Annotated in this window: 11 protein-coding genes and 4 pseudogenes; 6 read left to right on the forward strand and 9 right to left on the reverse strand. The window is 57.9% G+C overall.

The genetic code is table 11. From position 1 onward, the window contains the following. The first annotated feature begins 94 nt into the window (after positions 1-94). Positions 95-1003 (forward strand): LysR substrate-binding domain-containing protein, encoded by a 909-nt coding sequence (locus IG616_RS13845; protein WP_192148756.1) that lies wholly within the window; start codon positions 95-97, stop codon positions 1001-1003. Positions 1004-1010: 7 nt separating this feature from the next. Here the strand turns inward: IG616_RS13845 and IG616_RS13850 are convergent, their stop codons facing one another. The 4 genes and pseudogenes from IG616_RS13850 to IG616_RS13865 all read right to left on the reverse strand — a co-directional run bounded on the left by IG616_RS13850 (position 1011) and on the right by IG616_RS13865 (position 7562). After that, positions 1011-2288 carry an NAD(P)/FAD-dependent oxidoreductase gene (locus IG616_RS13850; protein ID WP_192148757.1) on the reverse strand — a complete coding sequence of 426 codons (1278 nt, stop codon included), beginning with the start codon at positions 2286-2288 and terminating at the stop codon, positions 1011-1013. An 81-nt stretch (positions 2289-2369) separates the two neighbouring features. Beyond that, positions 2370-4127 carry a thiamine pyrophosphate-binding protein gene (locus IG616_RS13855; protein ID WP_246476230.1) on the reverse strand — a complete coding sequence of 586 codons (1758 nt, stop codon included), beginning with the start codon at positions 4125-4127 and terminating at the stop codon, positions 2370-2372. A 505-nt stretch (positions 4128-4632) separates the two neighbouring features. Next, a pseudogene (locus IG616_RS13860) lies at positions 4633-4783 on the reverse strand (IS6 family transposase); the annotation flags it as partial. Between the two features lie 55 nt (positions 4784-4838). Beyond that, positions 4839-7562, reverse strand: a complete 2724-nt coding sequence (locus IG616_RS13865) for an AAA family ATPase (protein ID WP_192148758.1) — start codon at positions 7560-7562, stop codon at positions 4839-4841. Between the two features lie 213 nt (positions 7563-7775). Here IG616_RS13865 and IG616_RS13870 point away from each other — a divergent pair, with 213 nt between their 5' ends. The 3 genes from IG616_RS13870 to IG616_RS13880 all read left to right on the forward strand — a co-directional run bounded on the left by IG616_RS13870 (position 7776) and on the right by IG616_RS13880 (position 12438). Beyond that, on the forward strand, positions 7776-9050 hold the full coding sequence (locus tag IG616_RS13870; protein WP_209007502.1) for a serine hydrolase domain-containing protein: 1275 nt from the start codon (positions 7776-7778) through the stop codon (positions 9048-9050). Further along, positions 9047-10783 carry a ShlB/FhaC/HecB family hemolysin secretion/activation protein gene (locus IG616_RS13875; protein ID WP_192148759.1) on the forward strand — a complete coding sequence of 579 codons (1737 nt, stop codon included), beginning with the start codon at positions 9047-9049 and terminating at the stop codon, positions 10781-10783. Before IG616_RS13870 ends, IG616_RS13875 begins: the two co-directional genes overlap by 4 nt. A gap of 92 nt (positions 10784-10875) precedes the next feature. Next, a complete protein-coding gene (locus tag IG616_RS13880; RefSeq protein ID WP_192148760.1) occupies positions 10876-12438 on the forward strand; it encodes a serine hydrolase in 1563 nt (520 codons plus the stop codon). Positions 12439-12502: 64 nt separating this feature from the next. Here the strand turns inward: IG616_RS13880 and IG616_RS23435 are convergent. From IG616_RS23435 to IG616_RS13890, 3 genes and pseudogenes are all read right to left on the reverse strand, one after another. Further along, positions 12503-12807: pseudogene (locus tag IG616_RS23435) on the reverse strand (transposase); the annotation flags it as partial. A gap of 309 nt (positions 12808-13116) precedes the next feature. Beyond that, positions 13117-13659, reverse strand: a complete 543-nt coding sequence (locus IG616_RS13885) for a GNAT family N-acetyltransferase (protein ID WP_192148761.1) — start codon at positions 13657-13659, stop codon at positions 13117-13119. Continuing rightward, complete coding sequence (locus tag IG616_RS13890) at positions 13652-13960, reverse strand: type II toxin-antitoxin system TacA family antitoxin (RefSeq protein ID WP_246476231.1); 309 nt, start codon at positions 13958-13960, stop codon at positions 13652-13654. The genes IG616_RS13885 and IG616_RS13890 overlap by 8 nt, the downstream gene beginning before the upstream one ends. A gap of 162 nt (positions 13961-14122) precedes the next feature. On the opposite strand from IG616_RS13890, the pseudogene IG616_RS13895 reads away from it, so the two are divergent. Beyond that, positions 14123-14557: pseudogene (locus IG616_RS13895) on the forward strand (Tn3 family transposase); the annotation flags it as partial. A gap of 58 nt (positions 14558-14615) precedes the next feature. On the opposite strand, the pseudogene IG616_RS22915 reads toward IG616_RS13895, so the two are convergent. Next, positions 14616-14714: pseudogene (locus IG616_RS22915) on the reverse strand (IS6 family transposase); the annotation flags it as partial. Between the two features lie 65 nt (positions 14715-14779). Beyond that, entirely contained in the window at positions 14780-15886 is a 1107-nt protein-coding gene (locus tag IG616_RS13905) for an RHE_PE00001 family protein (protein WP_192148763.1), read from the reverse strand. A gap of 281 nt (positions 15887-16167) precedes the next feature. Here IG616_RS13905 and IG616_RS13910 point away from each other — a divergent pair, with 281 nt between their 5' ends. Continuing rightward, positions 16168-17097 carry a recombinase family protein gene (locus IG616_RS13910; protein ID WP_192148764.1) on the forward strand — a complete coding sequence of 310 codons (930 nt, stop codon included), beginning with the start codon at positions 16168-16170 and terminating at the stop codon, positions 17095-17097. Positions 17098-17134: the final 37 nt, after the last annotated feature.

The raw sequence follows: 17134 nt of genomic DNA on the forward strand, positions 1-17134 counted from the left end.
GAACCCCTCATGATTTTTATCGTTTACACTGCCAAGGAGTTATCCTGACAAAAACCATGGATTTTGCATTCTATCATGAATAATACTCATACTCATGAGACGCTTTCTTCCTTCTCTCACTGCCCTGACCGCGTTTGAGGCGGCTGCAACCTACCTGAATTTCACCCGCGCCGGTGAAGATATCGGACTGACGCAAAGCGGCGTCAGCCGTCAGGTCAGCAATCTGGAAAACATGCTTGGCGTGCGCCTTTTTGAACGTATTGGCCCACGTCTCCTGCTGACGGATGCCGGGCGTAACTATCTGGAGTCGATATCGAAACTTCTCGATGGCCTGGAGGAGGCCTCCATTGATACGGTACGCGGCTCCAAATTGCAGGACGCGACACGGATCGGCGTGCAGGACAGCTTTGCCAGCCAATGGCTGGTACCCCGCATGGCCGGGTTCATGAAGCGTTTTCCTGACACGCAGTTCAACATGGTGCCAACCACGGACAATCCGAATTTCTCAGAAAACCATATCGATGTTGCCGTATTGCGTGGCCGCGGTGCCTGGACGGACGCGCATGCCTACAAGCTTTTTGAAGAATTGATGGTGGTTGTCGCGGCCCCCTCGCTGATACCGGCGACAGAAAGGCTGGAACCGCAAGCCTACAACAGGTTCCAGAAAATTCAGAATGCCCGACGGCCGGACAGTTGGCTGCGCTGGCTGGAAGCGATGGAGTTGCCACATGAAGGACCGATATTCGGACCGCGCTTTGCCCAGACAACGATGGTCATCAAGGCTGCCGTTTCCGGTCTGGGTGTGGCAATCGTTCCCATGGTCATGGTGGAGGATCTGTTGCGGGACGGCCAATTGCATTGCCCGTTCGGCGACCCGGTCCCAAGCGGTTACAGCTATTTCGTCGTCTATCCGATGAACAAAGGCATTTCGAAACGCGTTATGGATTTCCGCGACTGGATGATCGCCGAAACCAAACGCTTGCGTCCGAAACCGGCATCCTAAGTCCGGATTAGCCCGCTATGCGGGAGATGAAACGTTCGGGTTTGAACGGAGCTGCATCGATAGGCGGCGTATTGCCTTCCATGAGGTCAGCGAGCACAAGCGCTGTACCGGGACCGGTCGCAAAACCGATATGCTGGTGGCCGAAGGCAAAATAGGTATTCCGGCTGGATGGGGCCAAGCCGATGACCGGGCGGCTGTCCGGAAAGGTCGGGCGGCGGCCTAACCACGCCTCATCCTCAACCTGTTCGCCAAGGTAAATGGCTTCACGCGCCGCCTTTTCCGCCTGCTTCAACTGCCTGTCGGACCTGGGGGCGTCGCAGTCTGCAAGCTCAACCCCTGTTGTCAGGCGCAGACCTTGCGTCATTGGCGCAAGAACGTACCCCCCGCCCGTGTCGTAGACCGGCCGCGTCAGGCGTTTCTCGTTGGAACGGGTATCGCCCGAAAAATGCATGTGATAGCCGCGCTCATAGGCCATCATGACATCGTAGCCTGATTTTTTCAGGAAATTGCGTGCCCACGGTCCCAGGCAAACCACCAGCTTGTCTGCCTGCAGTCTTTCGCCCGAATTCAAGAGGACTTCAGCGCCAGTGCCGTCTTCGAATAGTCTCTCGGCGGCCGACTGCAGGAACACACCCCCTAATTCAGCAAATCTGCGGGCATATCCGGTGACGATCGCGCCGGGATCATTTACCGAATAGCTGCCCTTGATCCAAAGCGCATGCTGGAAAATCGGCATCAGCGCGGGTTCCAGCTGGGAAAGCTCCGGCGCGCTTAATTCGCTAACAGACACTTCATGTGCGTCAAGCGTTTGCCGCAAAAGGGCTGTCCGGTCAAAACTCTTCTGGTCCCGGTAGAGAAAGAACCAGCCATGATCGGAAAGGCGCTCGCGCATACCCGTCTCATCGAGAAGCCGCAAATGCCTTTCGATGGAAAGCCTGATCAGGGAATCAAGCGCGCGGGTTGTCTTGCGGAATACGCTTTGTCTTGAGGAAAGAATGAAGCGCATGGCCCAATTCAGATTGGACGCCAGGAACCACGGATCATAACGCAAGCCCGTTCGCTGATTTCCAATCAGGCCGGGAAGTTGCGAAAGCAGCGCCGGGTTGTTGATCGGCATGAGTGACGAACGGGCCAGAACACCGGCATTGCCGTATGACGTCTCCCGGCCGGGCTCGTTTTTATCGAGCAGCGTCACCTTCGCCCCGCGCTTCAAGAGCTCAAGTGCGGTGCTGACACCCACCATGCCAGCGCCCACAACGATGATCGTTTTACCCGTGACGCCCATGGGCTTTCAGTCTTTCTGTTGCTTTCGCCGAGCTGTGTTAAGTCTTGGCGGCGCGTCTTGCGCCGCCAGCCGGATTTCAATTCAGAGATACGTGATCTCGGCCGCCTCGAGGCTCAGGGGATCGCGCCCGCGTTTCGTCAGCCACGAATAGACCGGCGGCACGCGATCGGCAATTGACTCGACATGAACGTCGATCAAGCAAGGGCCCTTTTCATGGGCGAAGGCTTCAGCAAGCGCATGATCGAACTCGTCCGCAGTCTTTGCAGTCCACGCCTTGAGATCGAAAGCCTCTGCGATGGCCTGACCGCGCGGCGGCATGAAATCGACACCGAAGCATTGGTTGTGCCCCTGGAGCCGGTGCAGTCCCTTGATCCAGCCGAAATGACCATTGTTGAAGAGAATCAGGATCGCCGGAATTTTGAGGCGCACCAATGTTTCCAGTTCGCCGACGGTCATTCCAAACGATCCATCGCCGAACATGCCGATTGGGCGCCGCGCCGGGTCAGCCCGCCACGCACCGACCGTTGCCGGAAGCGCTGATCCCAGTCCGCCAAAAGCCCGCGGGATGGTGAAGCGCGTGCGGGGATCGTTAATCTTCAGGAAACGCGTCATGTGTGGCGTAGGCGTACCGGCATCGGAATAGATCAGGGCCGGTTTTCCGGACGCTTCCAGTGCCCGGTTGAAGCAGCGCACCGCCCGCTCGGGGCGCAAAGGCACGGTATTATTGCTCAAGAGACTTTCCGCGTTCTCCCAGAAATTGGAGCGGATTTCGTTGAGATGGTTGATCCACGGCTGATAGCGCTCTCCGGTGAAGCCGGCAGGAACGGCGGCCAGCAGATCGTTCAGCACAAGCTTGGCGTCACCGGCGATCGAAATCACGTTCTCATAGTTGTTCGCCATGATTTCCGGATTTATGTCGATCTGGGCAACGCGCTTGTTCAGCGTGATCTTGGGGAATGTCCAGCCGATGGTGACGACCGATCCCATCTTCGAGCCAACGAAGAGCACGAAATCGCTTTCCTCCATCGCCCGGTTGGCGTGCGGATGATAGCCGTTATCACCAATCACACCGATGGACAGGACGTGGTCATCCGGCATCGTTCCCTGACCGGTCATCGTGGTGCAGACCGGGATGTTCAGCCGCTCGGCAACCGCCAGAATGTTGTCACCAGCGCAGGAGCGGATCACACCGCCGCCGGAAACGATCAACGGGCGTTCGGCCTTCGCCAGCTTCTCCAAAAGGTTTTCAACCAGCCCCGGTGCGGGCCGGGTCGGAAATGCCGGGAATGTCATACATTCTGTTTCGATATGCAGCGATACCCGTGCCGGATCGACTTCTGCTTTCAACATGTCTTCGGGAATTTGCAGATGGACAGCACCTGGCTTGCCCGAGCAGGCCGAACGGAAGGCGCGGCGGATGATTTCCGGCAATTTTTCCGCCGTTTTGACCTGGACCGACATTTTGGTCACCGGCTCGAAGAGTTTGGCGCAATCGAGCTCGGTCAAAACACCGCGCCCTTCACCCGGTAGCGGAATGTCGATCGTCAGCAGAATGACAGGCACGGAAGAGGCGTTCGATTCAGCAATCGGCGGCAGCGAATACATCGCCCCCGCGCCCGAAGGGCATTCCACGATCCCGGGCTTGTTGGTAAAACGCCCATAGGCATCCGCCATGAAACCGGCCGAGCGCTCGTCCCGCGCCATCACGTGGGTGATCTCGTCTTCCCGCATCTGCAGGGCTTCGTAAAGCGGCACATTCGTATCGCCGGGAACCCCGAATATCGTGTCGACGCCATAGCCGATCAGCATTTCAACAAGGATGTCTGCACCGTTCATCATCAATCACCAGTTCCGCATTCGATTGGTATTGCAATCTAAGGGGAGCGGCTGATGCCAACTACAGACAGAATGACGGATAAAGGCAGGTGATCCGGCGATTTGGCGGCATGCCCAATGCGGCTGTCAAAACTCTCTTAGTATAGACGGCGCCCCCACTCCCGCTGCGGCGGAAAGTTGCAAAAAACCTGAGGCAATTGTCTTGGCCCAACCCGTGTGCTCCGCCGCCTCTTCTCTCTTCAGTGTGAGCGATACCTGAGGTGCGGTTTAAACGCCCATGAGCGGACTTTGTCTCAAGTCGCCTTATGAGATTGAGATTCCCACTCAGGGCACTTTAATTCGTAGGAAAAGAACTGCTGATTGGGCTGCTTTAGCACCTTCGACAACAAGCTTCTCATTATGTAGCTCGGCTACTTGAATACCGAGTTTTTCGTGTAGGGCTTTGGCTGCTTGATCTCAGAGAGCATTGGGCATCGTTTGATTACCGCTCGATAACGTTACAACTCCCTCGGAACATCTCTTCCAAATCGCGGCAACTCAGCGGATAGCGCAAGTCCCAGGTAACGGCCTGAACAATGAGTCGTGCCTCAGAGTGCCCGCCCCTTGAAGCCGTCCTTCGATTGGAACTTCAGCTTTCCGGCAATGGCATTGACAATCATCGGCACGCTCCACAACCAGGGAGCGGGAATTTCTCCGCTGATGGTCAATGGGCCGCTAACTACGAAAATTTGCGGCAAGCCCCTCCCGGTTTTCCGCCAGTGAGGCCGCGCGGCGTGAGGCCAGGGGGGCGCTTCTGGGGCGATCTGCCTGGGGTGCGAGTGTGGCCCATAAACGGTAGATCTCAGGTTCCTGCCACCGCTCGCCTGTCTGCCGGATGAGTTTCAATGCCGATGCAAGTGCCTGCAACCCTCTGGAGGGATCTCCGCACAGTCCCGCGGCTTCCGCATAAAGCGTCAGTCCAAAGGGGCGGGTGAGGTTCACATCCATGGCCTCGTACGCATTCAAACCTGCCGTAAGCTGCTCTAACCCCGCCGGGGTGCCAAGAGCCACCTGAGCCCAACCGGCAAGCATGTCGCCAGAGGGCCGCCAGAACGGTATATCGGCAGCGTTGCAAATGCCGATGAGGGCCTGTGCCCGCTCAAGGACGCATTCCGGGTCACCGCGCTTACGGGCGATCAGCGCGCCCGCCCAGAGCATCTGTGCCTGGCCGAATGGCTGGTCCAAAGCCGTGGTGAGGTCCAGGCCCTCGGCGAAATGCCGCTCAGCAAGGCCGTCCTGACCAAGCAACTGATGCACACAGGCGGCGTATTGATGGCACACGACACCCGGATCTTCGCCGAAGAGAACCATTGCCTCGGCCCCAAGACCAGGATCGTAGGCGCCGCACACGGCCTCGATATGCGGCAAGCAAGCAGCAAGATCGCCTCGAAAGAACCGTGTTTGCCCAACGGCATTGTGCGCCACCATGGCATGAAGCGCGGGAGCCCCGTCGATCTGATCATCTAGCCCCTGTGCCAGTTCAGCCGCAACTTTAAGGTCTGCTCTGGTCAAGTGGTGATTCCAAAGGCCTGCGAGCGCTGGAACAATCGTCGCTGGATCATTCGTCTTCCCCGATAGCGCCGCCGCCCGCTCGTAAACATTGCGGAGTTCTGCTGTCGTGAAGTGATCGCTCAAAATCAGTGCGGCCCCCAGACCCAAAAGCGTGCGGCACTCCAACGTGCGCATTTCAGCATCAGTGTCAGACGCTTCAAAGGAAACCAGAGCCTTGCGCAACTGCTCCGCCGCGTCTGCAACCGCTCCGCGTTTCAAAGCCGTAAGGCCTGAAAGTCCACGATAGATGGCAGCCCGCTTCCAGTCGGCCGCGCGCTCGAAGTGATCGGCGAGGGTCGAGCTGATTTCATCGCTTCGTGACTTGTAAGCTGCTTCGAGGCGGCTGCCGATCCGCTCGTGCACCCCCTGCCGGTTTGCCGCAGGAATGCTCTCGTAAAGCGCTTCCTGGTAAAGGGCATGCCTGAAGACGTATCGGGTTGCCTCAGTTCCATCGGGCAAGGTCATGGCGCCGGCCCGTTCAATAAAACGCCTGACATCCGCCAAACGGTCGAGAGCCGCTTCGATTTCTTCGACCTCCCGGCGGTCTTCACTCAACATGGCTGCGGAGAAATGACTTCCGGCGACGCTGGCAATCTCGAGGACTTTTCGCTCTTTGCTGTCCAGCCTGCGGATTTCTCCAGAGATGAAGCTGCGCGTGCCGCGCGTGATGGCCGCGGCAAGCGTTTCAACATGCTCTTTGCCGGACAGTGCGCCAGCCTCGAATTCCATCGCCCCGTCCCGGCGCCAATGATCGACCACCGCATCCACGAGAATGGCATGGCCTTCCGTTCTCTGCCTCAGCTCTTCGCAAAGCACGGAGGGCAGCTTTTTGCCCGGAAAGCGCCGGGAGAGGAAATCGGCGACAGCGGCTTGATCGAGCCCTTCGAGGGTCATCAGTTCCAAGCGAGGCAGCCGCTGCAGGTAGTGCAGGGTTGTTTGAAAGTCTCCGGACTTATCCAGCTCATCAAACCGGTACGTGCCAAGTACAAGCACTTTCGCAGGGCCAGGGCGTTGTGCCCAGGAGAGAAGCCAGGCAAGAGTGCTCTGGTCGGCCCAGTGCAGATCCTCCAGAACCAGGAGGCAAGGCTGCCGCTGTGAAAGCCGTTCCAAAAATGCTGTGAACTCCCGCAGCATGGAGTCGGGCCGGGCATCGATCAGGCTCCCAGATTGGGCAGGCGGCTGGCCAGCTGCACGCAATGCCGGGATCATGTCCCGCCAGGAGGGAGCAACGTCCTCAAGCAACCTTAGAAACGGCCCTCGTGAGGAACCGTCCGCAAGCTGGGTCACGATTTCGATCAGGGGGCCATAGGGTTCCCTGGCTCCGGGATGAGGAATGCACTGTCCGCGCGCCATCTGGAAGGCGAGGGTTCGAGGCAACCTTGCACAAAAGGCTTCTATGAGCCGTGTCTTTCCGGATCCGGCTTCCCCAGCCACAATGGCTATCGTCCGTTTGCCGCGTCTTGCAGCCTCCGCGCAGGCGTCAAGCTTGTGAAGCTCCCTTTCCCGGCCCACGCATAATTGTGCATCGTCGCGGGCATTACCGCCGGCATTCAAAAGTGTGAGTTCACCGACGAGACGATATCCCTGCCGGCCCACCGTCTCGATGAACTTGGATCTTTCGGCTGTGTCATCAAGAAGACGTCTCAGTTCCCGGATGCACTGCTTCGGGCCGGTTTCACGCCCATGCTGTTGTTCCCATACGGCGTGCCTCAGGTCGTTCTGGCTGACGACATCACCCTGCCGCGCATGAAGCTCCAGCAGCACCGCGAGTGTCTTGGGACGCAACCGAACGGCCTTCCCGTCAAGTAACAGTTCGCCACGGGAAATATCGAGTTCGATCTTTGACACAGAAACGCAAATTCCAATGTTCAGGCAAGGCTGGATGTATGTGCCTTGAAGATAAATTTCACTGATTCAAAAGCAACATATACCAATTTTGCACCGTTGCCGACTGTGCTTGACCCTGTGTTTTTCCTACGCCTGTCCTCTCGAAACACGCAACTGCGGTGCTTTGCGGTCACACGCTTGCCCCCTTTGCTGCCAGGAAGAGGACTGTGCGGGTTGAAGACGATCGTCAAAACAAGCCCTCTGGCCGCCAGAACCATGCGATTGGCCGCATTCGTTCTGGTGTCAGCCTGCGGCATATCTACTGCCTTGTCCGCCGGGACATGTGTTGGGGACCTCGACAAGATCGTGATCGGGGCGGCACACAAACCGCTTCAGGACAAGCCGCTATCCGGCACGCTTGCCTCCAAACTGGACGAAGCCGTGAAGTCCGCACTTCCTCTTGCCGCGGCACCGGGTTTCATTGTCGGGGTCCAGACGCCCGGTGGAAGCTGGAAAAAGGGCTATGGCGTCTCCAATCCCGCAACGGGCGCCCCGATGGTGCCGGGCATGCACACCCGTATCGGGTCCGTCACCAAGACCTTCACGGGGACGATAATCCTGCAGCTAGCAGAAGCAGGCCGTCTTTCTCTGGACGACACGATCAGCATGTATGTTGAGGGAATTCCGGAGGGGGACAGGATCACCCTGCGCCAGCTTGCAAACATGACAAGCGGTGTGGCGAGCTACACGGCGTCCGGGCCGTTCGTCGAGATGTATCTTGGTCAGCCCGGCAAGGTTTTCACGCCGGAAGAGCTCCTGCCGTTCGCCATTGAGCTTTCGCCGCTTTTCGAGCCGGGAGCGCAATACGACTACTCCAACACGAACACGATCCTTCTCGGAATGGTCATCGAGAAAGTCACCAGTGAGCCGTTCGAGACGGTGTTGCGGTCCGGAATTCTTGAACCGCTTGGGCTGAAGGACACCGTCTGGCCGGGAAGCCAGACGGATTTTCCGGCCCCCTATGCAGAAGGCGTCACCTTTCAGGGGAACGATTCCGAGACGGATCCAGCCCGTGTCGCCACCCACTGGAACCCGGCCTCACTTTGGACCGCAGGGGAGCTGATCTCCAGCATTGATGACCTGCTTGTCTATGCCCGCGCACTTGCCACAGGGCGGGACCTCCTCGGGCCCAAGATGCAAGGTGAGAGGCTGCGTTCATTCGGCGGACCGGCAGGCTATGGGCTGGCGCTTCGCTGTACCGGGGCATGGATTGGCCATACTGGCGAAGTGCCCGGCTATACCACCGTCATCTATTACAATGGCCTGACTGATACGACCGTGGCCATTCAGGCAAACAGCGACATGCCCTCCGGCAATTGCGCCGATGCGGAAGAGGGTGGGGAGACGGCCGGCAACGGGTCTGTCAGCTGCTCTCTGCCTGCCATGCGGATCTTCAACGCTGTTGCTCCACTTCTGAGCGAAACGGCTTCCGGGAAAACTGAACAATGAAAATGGACCTGTCCGTGACAAAACATGTGATCGCGCCCGTGCTCGTTTCTCACCGGCTCTCCGCTAAAGACGCTTTTGGGGCTGCAGCACAGAGGCGCGCCATAGCCGCCATGTTGACTGCTGGCCTTGTTTGCGCGATTGCATCCCCTGCGGCCGCTCAGAGCGTTGAAAATGCCGTCGCCGGGCAAACAACCATCATAGACCGGTTTACCCCGCCCTCGCGGCCGGGCACGGTTGACATCACCGTTGAAGACCAGCGCAAGCGCGTGCCGGATAACAAAGCTGAAGCCATGCGTTTCAGGCTGCGCTCGATTTCGGTCGAAGGCGCGCAGGCCGTTCCCAACGGAACTCTGGAGGCCGTCTGGCAGGACAGGATCGGCGAGCAAATCAGCCTTGCCGAGCTCTACCGGATCGCCGAGGCCGTGGATGCGGCCTATCTGAGGGCAGGGTACCTTTCGATGACCGTGGTTCCGGTACAGAATTTCAAGTCGGGTGAGGTCACGCTTCGCGTCTACGAAGGCTATTTGGAAACGGTCGAAATAACCAGTTCGATCCCCAACATCCGCGAGCGGCTGGCGCCCTACATCAGGCGGCTGACATCCATGCGCCCAATCCGCATCAAGGAGGCAGAGCGCATTCTGCTCCTCATGAGCGATCTTGGGGGGCTGCAGATCGAAGGCACACTGGTGCGGCCACAGACACCTTCTGGCGGAGGCACACTCAAGCTTGCCGTGGACTTTAACCGGTACAGCGCGGGCATCGGTCTCGACAATCTGGGTACGGACGAAGTCGGTCCGGTTGAACTCTCCGGCAACATCTCGGTCAACGATATCTTCGGCCTCTTCGAGACCACCAGCCTGGTGGGTGTGACCATACCGGATTCTCCGGAGGAAATGATCCTTCTGCAGGCGTCTCAATCTGTCCCCATCGGCTTCAATGGCCTCAGCGCGGGTTACGACCTGACATATGTCACCCAGAAGCCCGGCGGGGATCTCAAGAACGACGATATTGATATCGAGACCGTAATCGGCACTGCCAATCTGCAATATCCGTTCCTGCGCACGATTGATCAAAGCCTTTATGGCAAGGTGGAGATCAACCTGCGGAACGACCGGATAGACGTGATGGGTATGCGCGCCGCACGGGAACGAACCCGCTGGGCGACGATGGGGCTTAGATACGATCTCAGCTTCGGTGAAACGTCTTTTTCCGCCGGCACCGAACTCGGGCAGAGCCTGAGCCATGACGTCGAAGATGCGAGCGTTCCGGACGATTACCGTTTCGGCAGGGCCGATTTCGACATCTCTCACAGTCTCGGATCTATCGCCCAGTTGCATTTGCGCACCACAGGCCAGTATTCGCCAACGCCGCTTCCGGGCTCTGTCCGGTTCTCGCTCGGCGGCGACCCCTATGGCTGGGCCTTCGACGGTGGCAGCCTGTCTGGGGACAGCGGTGTGGCCTCTGCCTTTGAAGTCAGCCACGACTTCGAAACCGGCTGGTCTACGCTGCCGGGCGTAACCCTCACAGCCTTCGCCGACTATGGCATTGTCTGGAGGGCGGATGCGGCCGCCGAGTATTCACGCGACTCGCTTGGCTCGGCCGGCATCGGTGTCAGCGGCATGGTGGCGGAGCGCGTTAATTTTCAGCTGCTTACAGCCACGCCTTGGCATAAGCCGGAAAACGCCGACGATCCGGGCACACGGGTTTTCTTCAGACTGGGCTTGGCCCTTTGACGGAGCCTTCAGCCGTTGCTTCGCAGATGCCGGCGGTCCTGGCCGGCAGAGTGTTGCAGATTTGAATTCAAAAAAAGATTGAGAGGTTTCGCATGTCGTTCTTCCAGTTCACACGGCGCCGTTTTCTGGCAGCCGCCTCCCTGTCGGTTCTGACGATCCCGGTCCTTGCTCAAGACTTGCCACCCTCCAGAACCCCAGGTACGGACGTTCCTCAAGGTCAGATCGGCAACGCGCTGCGCGCGCTCGATGGAATTGTCGAGGATATCAAATCGCGCAGTAAGGTTCCCGGTCTCGCGGTCGTCGTCGTTCATCAGGGTGAAACCGTCTACGCGAAAGGCTTCGGAAAGCGGGGCGGAGATGGCGAGCGAGTCATCAACGCCGATACTGTGTTCCAGTTGGCATCCGTTTCAAAATCCATCGGGGCAACGGTGGTTGCACGGCAGGTCGGCCGCGGTGTGGTGTCCTGGGACAGCCGCATGCGCGACCTGCTTCCCTGGTTCAATCTGGCTGATCCCGCAGTAACTGAACGGCTGACGATAGGTGACCTCTATAGCCACCGGTCCGGCCTTCCGGTTCATGCGGGAGATGACTTGGAAGATATCGGCTTTGGGCGGCAGACGATCCTGGAGCGTCTGCGGCTGCAGCCCCTGAGTGCCTTCCGCACAAGCTATGCCTACACGAATTTTGGCCTGACAGCCGCGGCAGAGGCGGTGGCCCAGGCCTCAGGTGCCGACTGGGCGGATCTTTCTGAGGAGGCGCTGTTTCAGCCGCTCGGCATGACCAGGACGAGCGCTCGTTTCAGTGACTTCATGGCGCGGGACAATCGCGCTGTGCCCCATGCCAAGCGGGGAGACAGTTTTGAGCAACTCTATCAGAGACAACCGGATGCCCAGTCTCCAGCTGGCGGGGTCAGTTCTTCCATCAATGACGTCGCCTCGTGGATGAAGATGGTTCTGGCCGGCGGCGGTGATCTGATCCCGCCCGAGGCCCTGCAGCCTGCAATCAGTCCGCAGAGTTTCTCTAGCCGGCCGCACAGTCCTGACGAGCGTGCAGGGTTCTATGGTTATGGCTTCAATGTTGGGACAGATCCTTCTGGCCGTGTGATCCTCAGCCATTCGGGAGCCTTTGAGCTCGGGACGGCGACCTATTTTTCTCTCATCCCGTCACTGGACATCGGAATTGCCGTTTTGTCCAACGCGTCTCCCGTCGGTGCCGTCGAAGCGATCGGCGTGTCCTTTAATGACATGGTTCAGTACGGGCGGATAACTCGTGATTGGTACACAGGATACGAAGGCCTGTTCGCTCATTACGCCGATCCGGTCGGCTTTACTGCGGGGGAGCAGGCTCCGTCCGCCGCCGCGCCCTCTCCCTCGGCCGGGTATTGCACCGGCCGGTACGCTCATCCCTATTTTGGCACTGTTGAAGTGCGTGAAGAGGAAGGCAAGCTGGTGCTGCTCGCCGGGCCAGAACCGTTGACGTTCCCGTTGCAGCCCTGGGACGGTTCGACGATGGTGTTCGGCATAACCAACGAGAATGCCCCTGCAGGGTCGCGCTCGGCCATAACGTTCTCCGGAGCTGGCAATAAAGCCGATGAGCTGGAAATAGAGCTTTTTGTGCTGAATGGCCCCGCCCGTTTCCAGAGGCTGACGCAATAGGTGGAATTTTCTGATCGATACGTGAACTGCGGCCTCTACTTGGATGAAGGTATGAGCGGGCTGATCACCTGACCATCATTTTCTCTCTGAAGACTTCGGCGGACATCTTCCAGCCCAGGCATTTTCTGGACGTGGCATTGAGCTTGCCGCTGATGCTCTTGAGGTCCAGTTTGCGGGGTAACCATCTTCGTGCACGCCGACTGGTGTTCTGAGCGGTCCCTTTCTGCCAAGGGGAAGACGGATCGCAGAACCATGCTGCGTGCCTGTTCCGGCCTGAATATGCGGCCAGGCGGCAAACTCGGCACCGCGATCAAATGTGATCGACTTGCGCACCTTGAGCGGCAAATGTGCGATTCCATCGATCACTTTAGACCTTCCAATCACAAGCACTTACGCTGCCTAAAACTTTCACAATACAGCATCAAACGTCCACTTTGCATTTTTTCTGAGCCTTCGATCAATCCGGTGCGGACAACTAACGCCCAAACAACGCTTCTAATGTACAGAAGGCTGTCGATTGCGGACGCTTGACGGCTTGTGAGACTGCGAGGGTCAAGCTAAAAAAGGGAAGCACCTGAAACTTATCAAAGAAAATACCGATTTTCTTTTAGAGAAACTGCCGTTAATCAATTTCAATAATTACAGCCCGAATAGAGTTTGTTTGAGAAGATAAGATTCTCACTCGGCTAACAAAGCTCGCGCGTCCTGAATAGGAAGAAAGAGACGATGCGAGAGGTCATCCAGATTTGTGAAACCGTATCCCCTGTACAAAGCCAACCGCCGTTTGGTTGCCTCCTCGTTTCCACAGTCCAGGACATCCATGAGCACCACAGCAATGCCAAGTGTCTCGGAGGCACGGGCGAATTTCTTCAAAGCATCAACGAGCAAAATGCCGCCTAGCCCGTTCCCTTGGAACTTCTGATCCACACCAATCATCGAAATAAAAGCAGCTGGGATTGAACCATGGCTAGGCCGCGTTCTAGCATACCTTTTTGGAAGCTCGGAATAATCGACTGAGTGGGCGTTGATAGCGTAGAAGCCCAGCAATTGTTCGTCCGCACCGAGCAAGACAGACACTCGAACATTTCCAGCCTTCTGGAGCTTGTTTGCTGTTCTCCTGAAATAATTGTCGACTTGGTCGACACCGCATGAAAAAGCCGCTCGATCGTGCTTATCCGGATCGAACGGCTCGAATTTGAGTGGCCGCGATATGTTACTCACTGTCGGCAACCATCTCCTTATGCAGCTTTGCAGCGGCCAACAGCTTTTCTGTCGGTGCAGCCGGACGTTCAAGAGCATCAAAGAACGCTGCATGATCGACCGGCGCCAGCACCGTCCGTTCATGGGCTGCAATAACATCCTGTGCACGCAGCAATGCCGCACTGGTTGTGAACGTACTAAGGTCCATACCAGAAAGTTCAGCGGCCTTTTCTATGGCCGCCTTTATTGAGGCTTTCGTGCGGATGTTTAGCCTGGCATCGCTCTTCTCTGGCAGAGAAGACGCGAGATCCGTTGCTCCCAATATAGTCGCCTCCTTTGTTTGAGTGGCTGGAAGGGTAAGTTCACGTACAATGTACGCCAAACAGACGTACAATTCAATAACAATAGGACTTGACCAATATCCCATCGCACGACCCACGCGCGAACAACGATTTGATAATTTCAAACTGAGACACTAACGGTCAAGGCACTCCGAGAAGTCGGCCGCATCGAGCGGACCTTCATCATGACCGAATGGTATTCGAGCCAATCGCTATGCCGGCGGTGCCAGGCCGGTCTCAACAAGGGCGAGGCGGTCCACAAACTCAAACGGGCCGTATTTTTCCACGAACGCGGCGAGATCCGAGATCGTTCGTATGACAGCCAGGCCTTCCGGGCCTCCGGGCTCAATCTGGTCGTCAGCGCAATCGTCCACTGAAACACCGTCTATCATAGCCGGGCTGTCGCTCATTTGCGCCAGCAGGGCCGAAACATACCCAACGATGTGCTGAAACACATCTCGCCGCTCTGTTGGGAGCACATCAATCTGACCGGCATCTATTCCTGGGACACAGAGAAACAGATACCGGAGGGGTTCAGATCCTTACGGCTACCCGGAAATACCCTCCGGGCCGCTTGATGTTCACATTCCGTTCGAGCTTAGCGCAGGATTTTATGCAGATCTTGTTCTGACCCCTGCTCAACGCAAACCGATGATAGGCCCAAGCCGCATAGGAAATGATCGACCTGAGAAAACGGAAGCCCTTGAGGCGCGGAAAATCGAGACAATCAAACATCACTGCGATCTACCAACCAGAAACGTGACCAACAAGTTGGCAATGCCAAAGAGACCTCAGGTCGATCACAAAATCCCCCAAGCCCTATACCGCCCCCTGCCCGTCACTTCCCGAACACCGAGTTGGCCAATCAGGTTCAAGGCCCCGCGCGGCGTGATGCTCGCTCTCTTTGCAAGCATCTGCGCAGAAACGACCGGCCGTGACAGCAGAAGATCGATGGCAGCCGGAAGGCTGCTCGTCGACCGCTTGCCGGCCGCGCGCCGTTCAAGCTGCTGCCTGGCGAGCGTTAGCCGGCCAATGTCCTTCATCCCCGCCGAGGCGGCCTCGCTCATCGCATCGAGATAAGCGGCAAGCCGCACGGTCCGATCGCGGTCCCGGCGCTGCTCGCGGGGGATCTTCCGCAGGCCGGCCGCATATGCCAGGAGGTGTGACCGGACCTTTCCGCGCGATCTGAGGTAATCGGAAACGAGCACCTGCCCGAGCCAGTGCTGCCGCTGCAGCGGTTCAAGACGCTCCCATGCGTCCCACAGAAGCGCAGCGGCCAAGGCCGCTGGCAGCGTTTCAACCTTTCTGACCAAATCGAGCCATTCAGAGATCCGTTCGGTTTCGTCCCAGCCAGGATCCCGGATGACCAGCCCGCCCACAATGAGCTCAGGTTGCCGGGGTCTGCTAGACCCGGGGCGATCGGCTGCCACCAGCCAGCTGGTTTCCGCAAGAACCTTATCGAACTCTGCCAATCCGGGAGGAAGCGCATCGTGCTCGTCTGTTTCGAGGCCCCTCCCCTCTCCACCCCCCTCGAGTGTTCCGGGAAGCTCATTCTCCTGCTCAGCAATCCCCGCAAAGGCCATGATCCCAGCCCGCGACACCGCCCAACCCGGATCGCTTCTCATGACCCGCCGTCTTGCCCGGACAATCCGGTGCGCAATGACGAGTTCATGGCTCGGTGCGCGAACATCCATCCTGGCATCGTGCAGAACCAGGTCTTCCAAATGGACGAGCTCACCGGCAACCCACATGCTGGAGACGGCCTCGAAGAAATCGGCCCGCTGCGCAAAGCCCTGCCCGGCCTCGGATCGGGCAACACGCTCATCGAGCCGCGCAAGCGCGTCCTCCGCCGCCGAAATTGGCCCCAACAGGGCCTCGAGGTTCAATTTCCAGATTTCATAAGGCATTGTTTTTTCGCAATTTCCGCTTCTATACGGAAATTATCACATAATTAATTTCCGTCATAGGTTACCTCTTCAACGTAAACTCACCCATATTCAGTCTGACGCCTTCTGAACTGAACAAAGGCCCGGCAATCCGGGCTCAGATCGGCGAAAGAGCCCGGTTTTCCTGGGGTTTTGACGGTTCGGGTTGTGTAAAAGGCACTTAGGAGACGTTTACAAACGATCGGTTATCTGCATCTTCTATATTTGAAAACCGCCCTTCTATCAGCTCTCCGGCGTTCCAAATGGCCAAATCAGCGCTCAATCACTCTTCCCGTCGGCCTGAGGGACGACTGATCGGCTATGCGCGTGTCTCCACAGATGAACAGGCGACTGAAGCGCAGGAGATGGAACTGCGGTCGGCCGGCTGTGAAACAATCGTAGAAGAATACGGATCCGGGGCTTCGCGCGCGCGGCCTGCCCTTGCAAGGCTCGTTCGGGAGATTGGAGCGGGTGAAACTTTGGTTGTCGTCCGGCTCGACCGTCTCGCCCGCTCAGTGAACCATCTTTTGGAAGTGATCGAGGATCTGAACGCCAAGGGCGCCCATTTCCGCTCGCTCAGCGATCCGATCGACACAACAACACCACAGGGCATGTTCTCCCTTCAGGTTCTGGGCGCTGTTGCGCAGCTCGAACGCGCCTTGATATCCGAGCGCACCAAGGCCGGCATCAAAGCGGCGAAGGCGAAGGGAAAGTTGCCTGGCAATCCAGGGATTCGTGAACGCAGACCTGAAGCCCTGGCCAAGATGACGGCTGCGCAGAAAGCGGCCTATGGCGCACGCATCCAGGCAAATGCCAGTCAATGGCTTCCAACTGTCCGGCGCATGCGCCCAGACCACACCTGGGACGATATCGCACGGTTTCTGAAAAGCCGCGGATTGGACTGGACGCCCGAACGGCTACGGCGAGCGGTGAAATGGCTGGTCGCTGAGGGAATGGCGGACAAGGACCTCCTCAGAAAGTCGCCGCCGCGTCTACCGGAAGACCGGCTGATGACGCTGGCCGCCGGTATCCATTCGTCCAATCCGGACCTGACATTGCGTGAAATCGCCAATCAGCTTGAACGGCTGCACGAACGAACGCCCCGCGGCGGAACAAAATGGTCGCCGTCCTCGGTAAAGAACCTCATCGACCGGGCAAAGCGGACTGGTCTTCTGACTGTCTTGGATGAGTAAGCTAATCGAGTCTCAGACCTTCAGCCTGGCGCGATGC

It is taken from the genome of Roseibium litorale (assembly GCF_014842915.1).
Classification (GTDB): Bacteria; Pseudomonadota; Alphaproteobacteria; order Rhizobiales; family Stappiaceae; genus Roseibium; species Roseibium litorale.

Coding starts and splice junctions, on each gene's coding strand:
- IG616_RS13845 (WP_192148756.1), top strand. CDS start 95: ATGAGACGCTTTCTTCCTTCTCTCACTGCCCTGACCGCGTTTGAGGCG.
- IG616_RS13850 (WP_192148757.1), bottom strand. CDS start 2,288: ATGGGCGTCACGGGTAAAACGATCATCGTTGTGGGCGCTGGCATGGTG.
- IG616_RS13855 (WP_246476230.1), bottom strand. CDS start 4,127: ATGATGAACGGTGCAGACATCCTTGTTGAAATGCTGATCGGCTATGGC.
- IG616_RS13875 (WP_192148759.1), top strand. CDS start 9,047: ATGAAAATGGACCTGTCCGTGACAAAACATGTGATCGCGCCCGTGCTC.
- IG616_RS13880 (WP_192148760.1), top strand. CDS start 10,876: ATGTCGTTCTTCCAGTTCACACGGCGCCGTTTTCTGGCAGCCGCCTCC.
- IG616_RS13905 (WP_192148763.1), bottom strand. CDS start 15,886: ATGCCTTATGAAATCTGGAAATTGAACCTCGAGGCCCTGTTGGGGCCA.
- IG616_RS13910 (WP_192148764.1), top strand. CDS start 16,168: ATGGCCAAATCAGCGCTCAATCACTCTTCCCGTCGGCCTGAGGGACGA.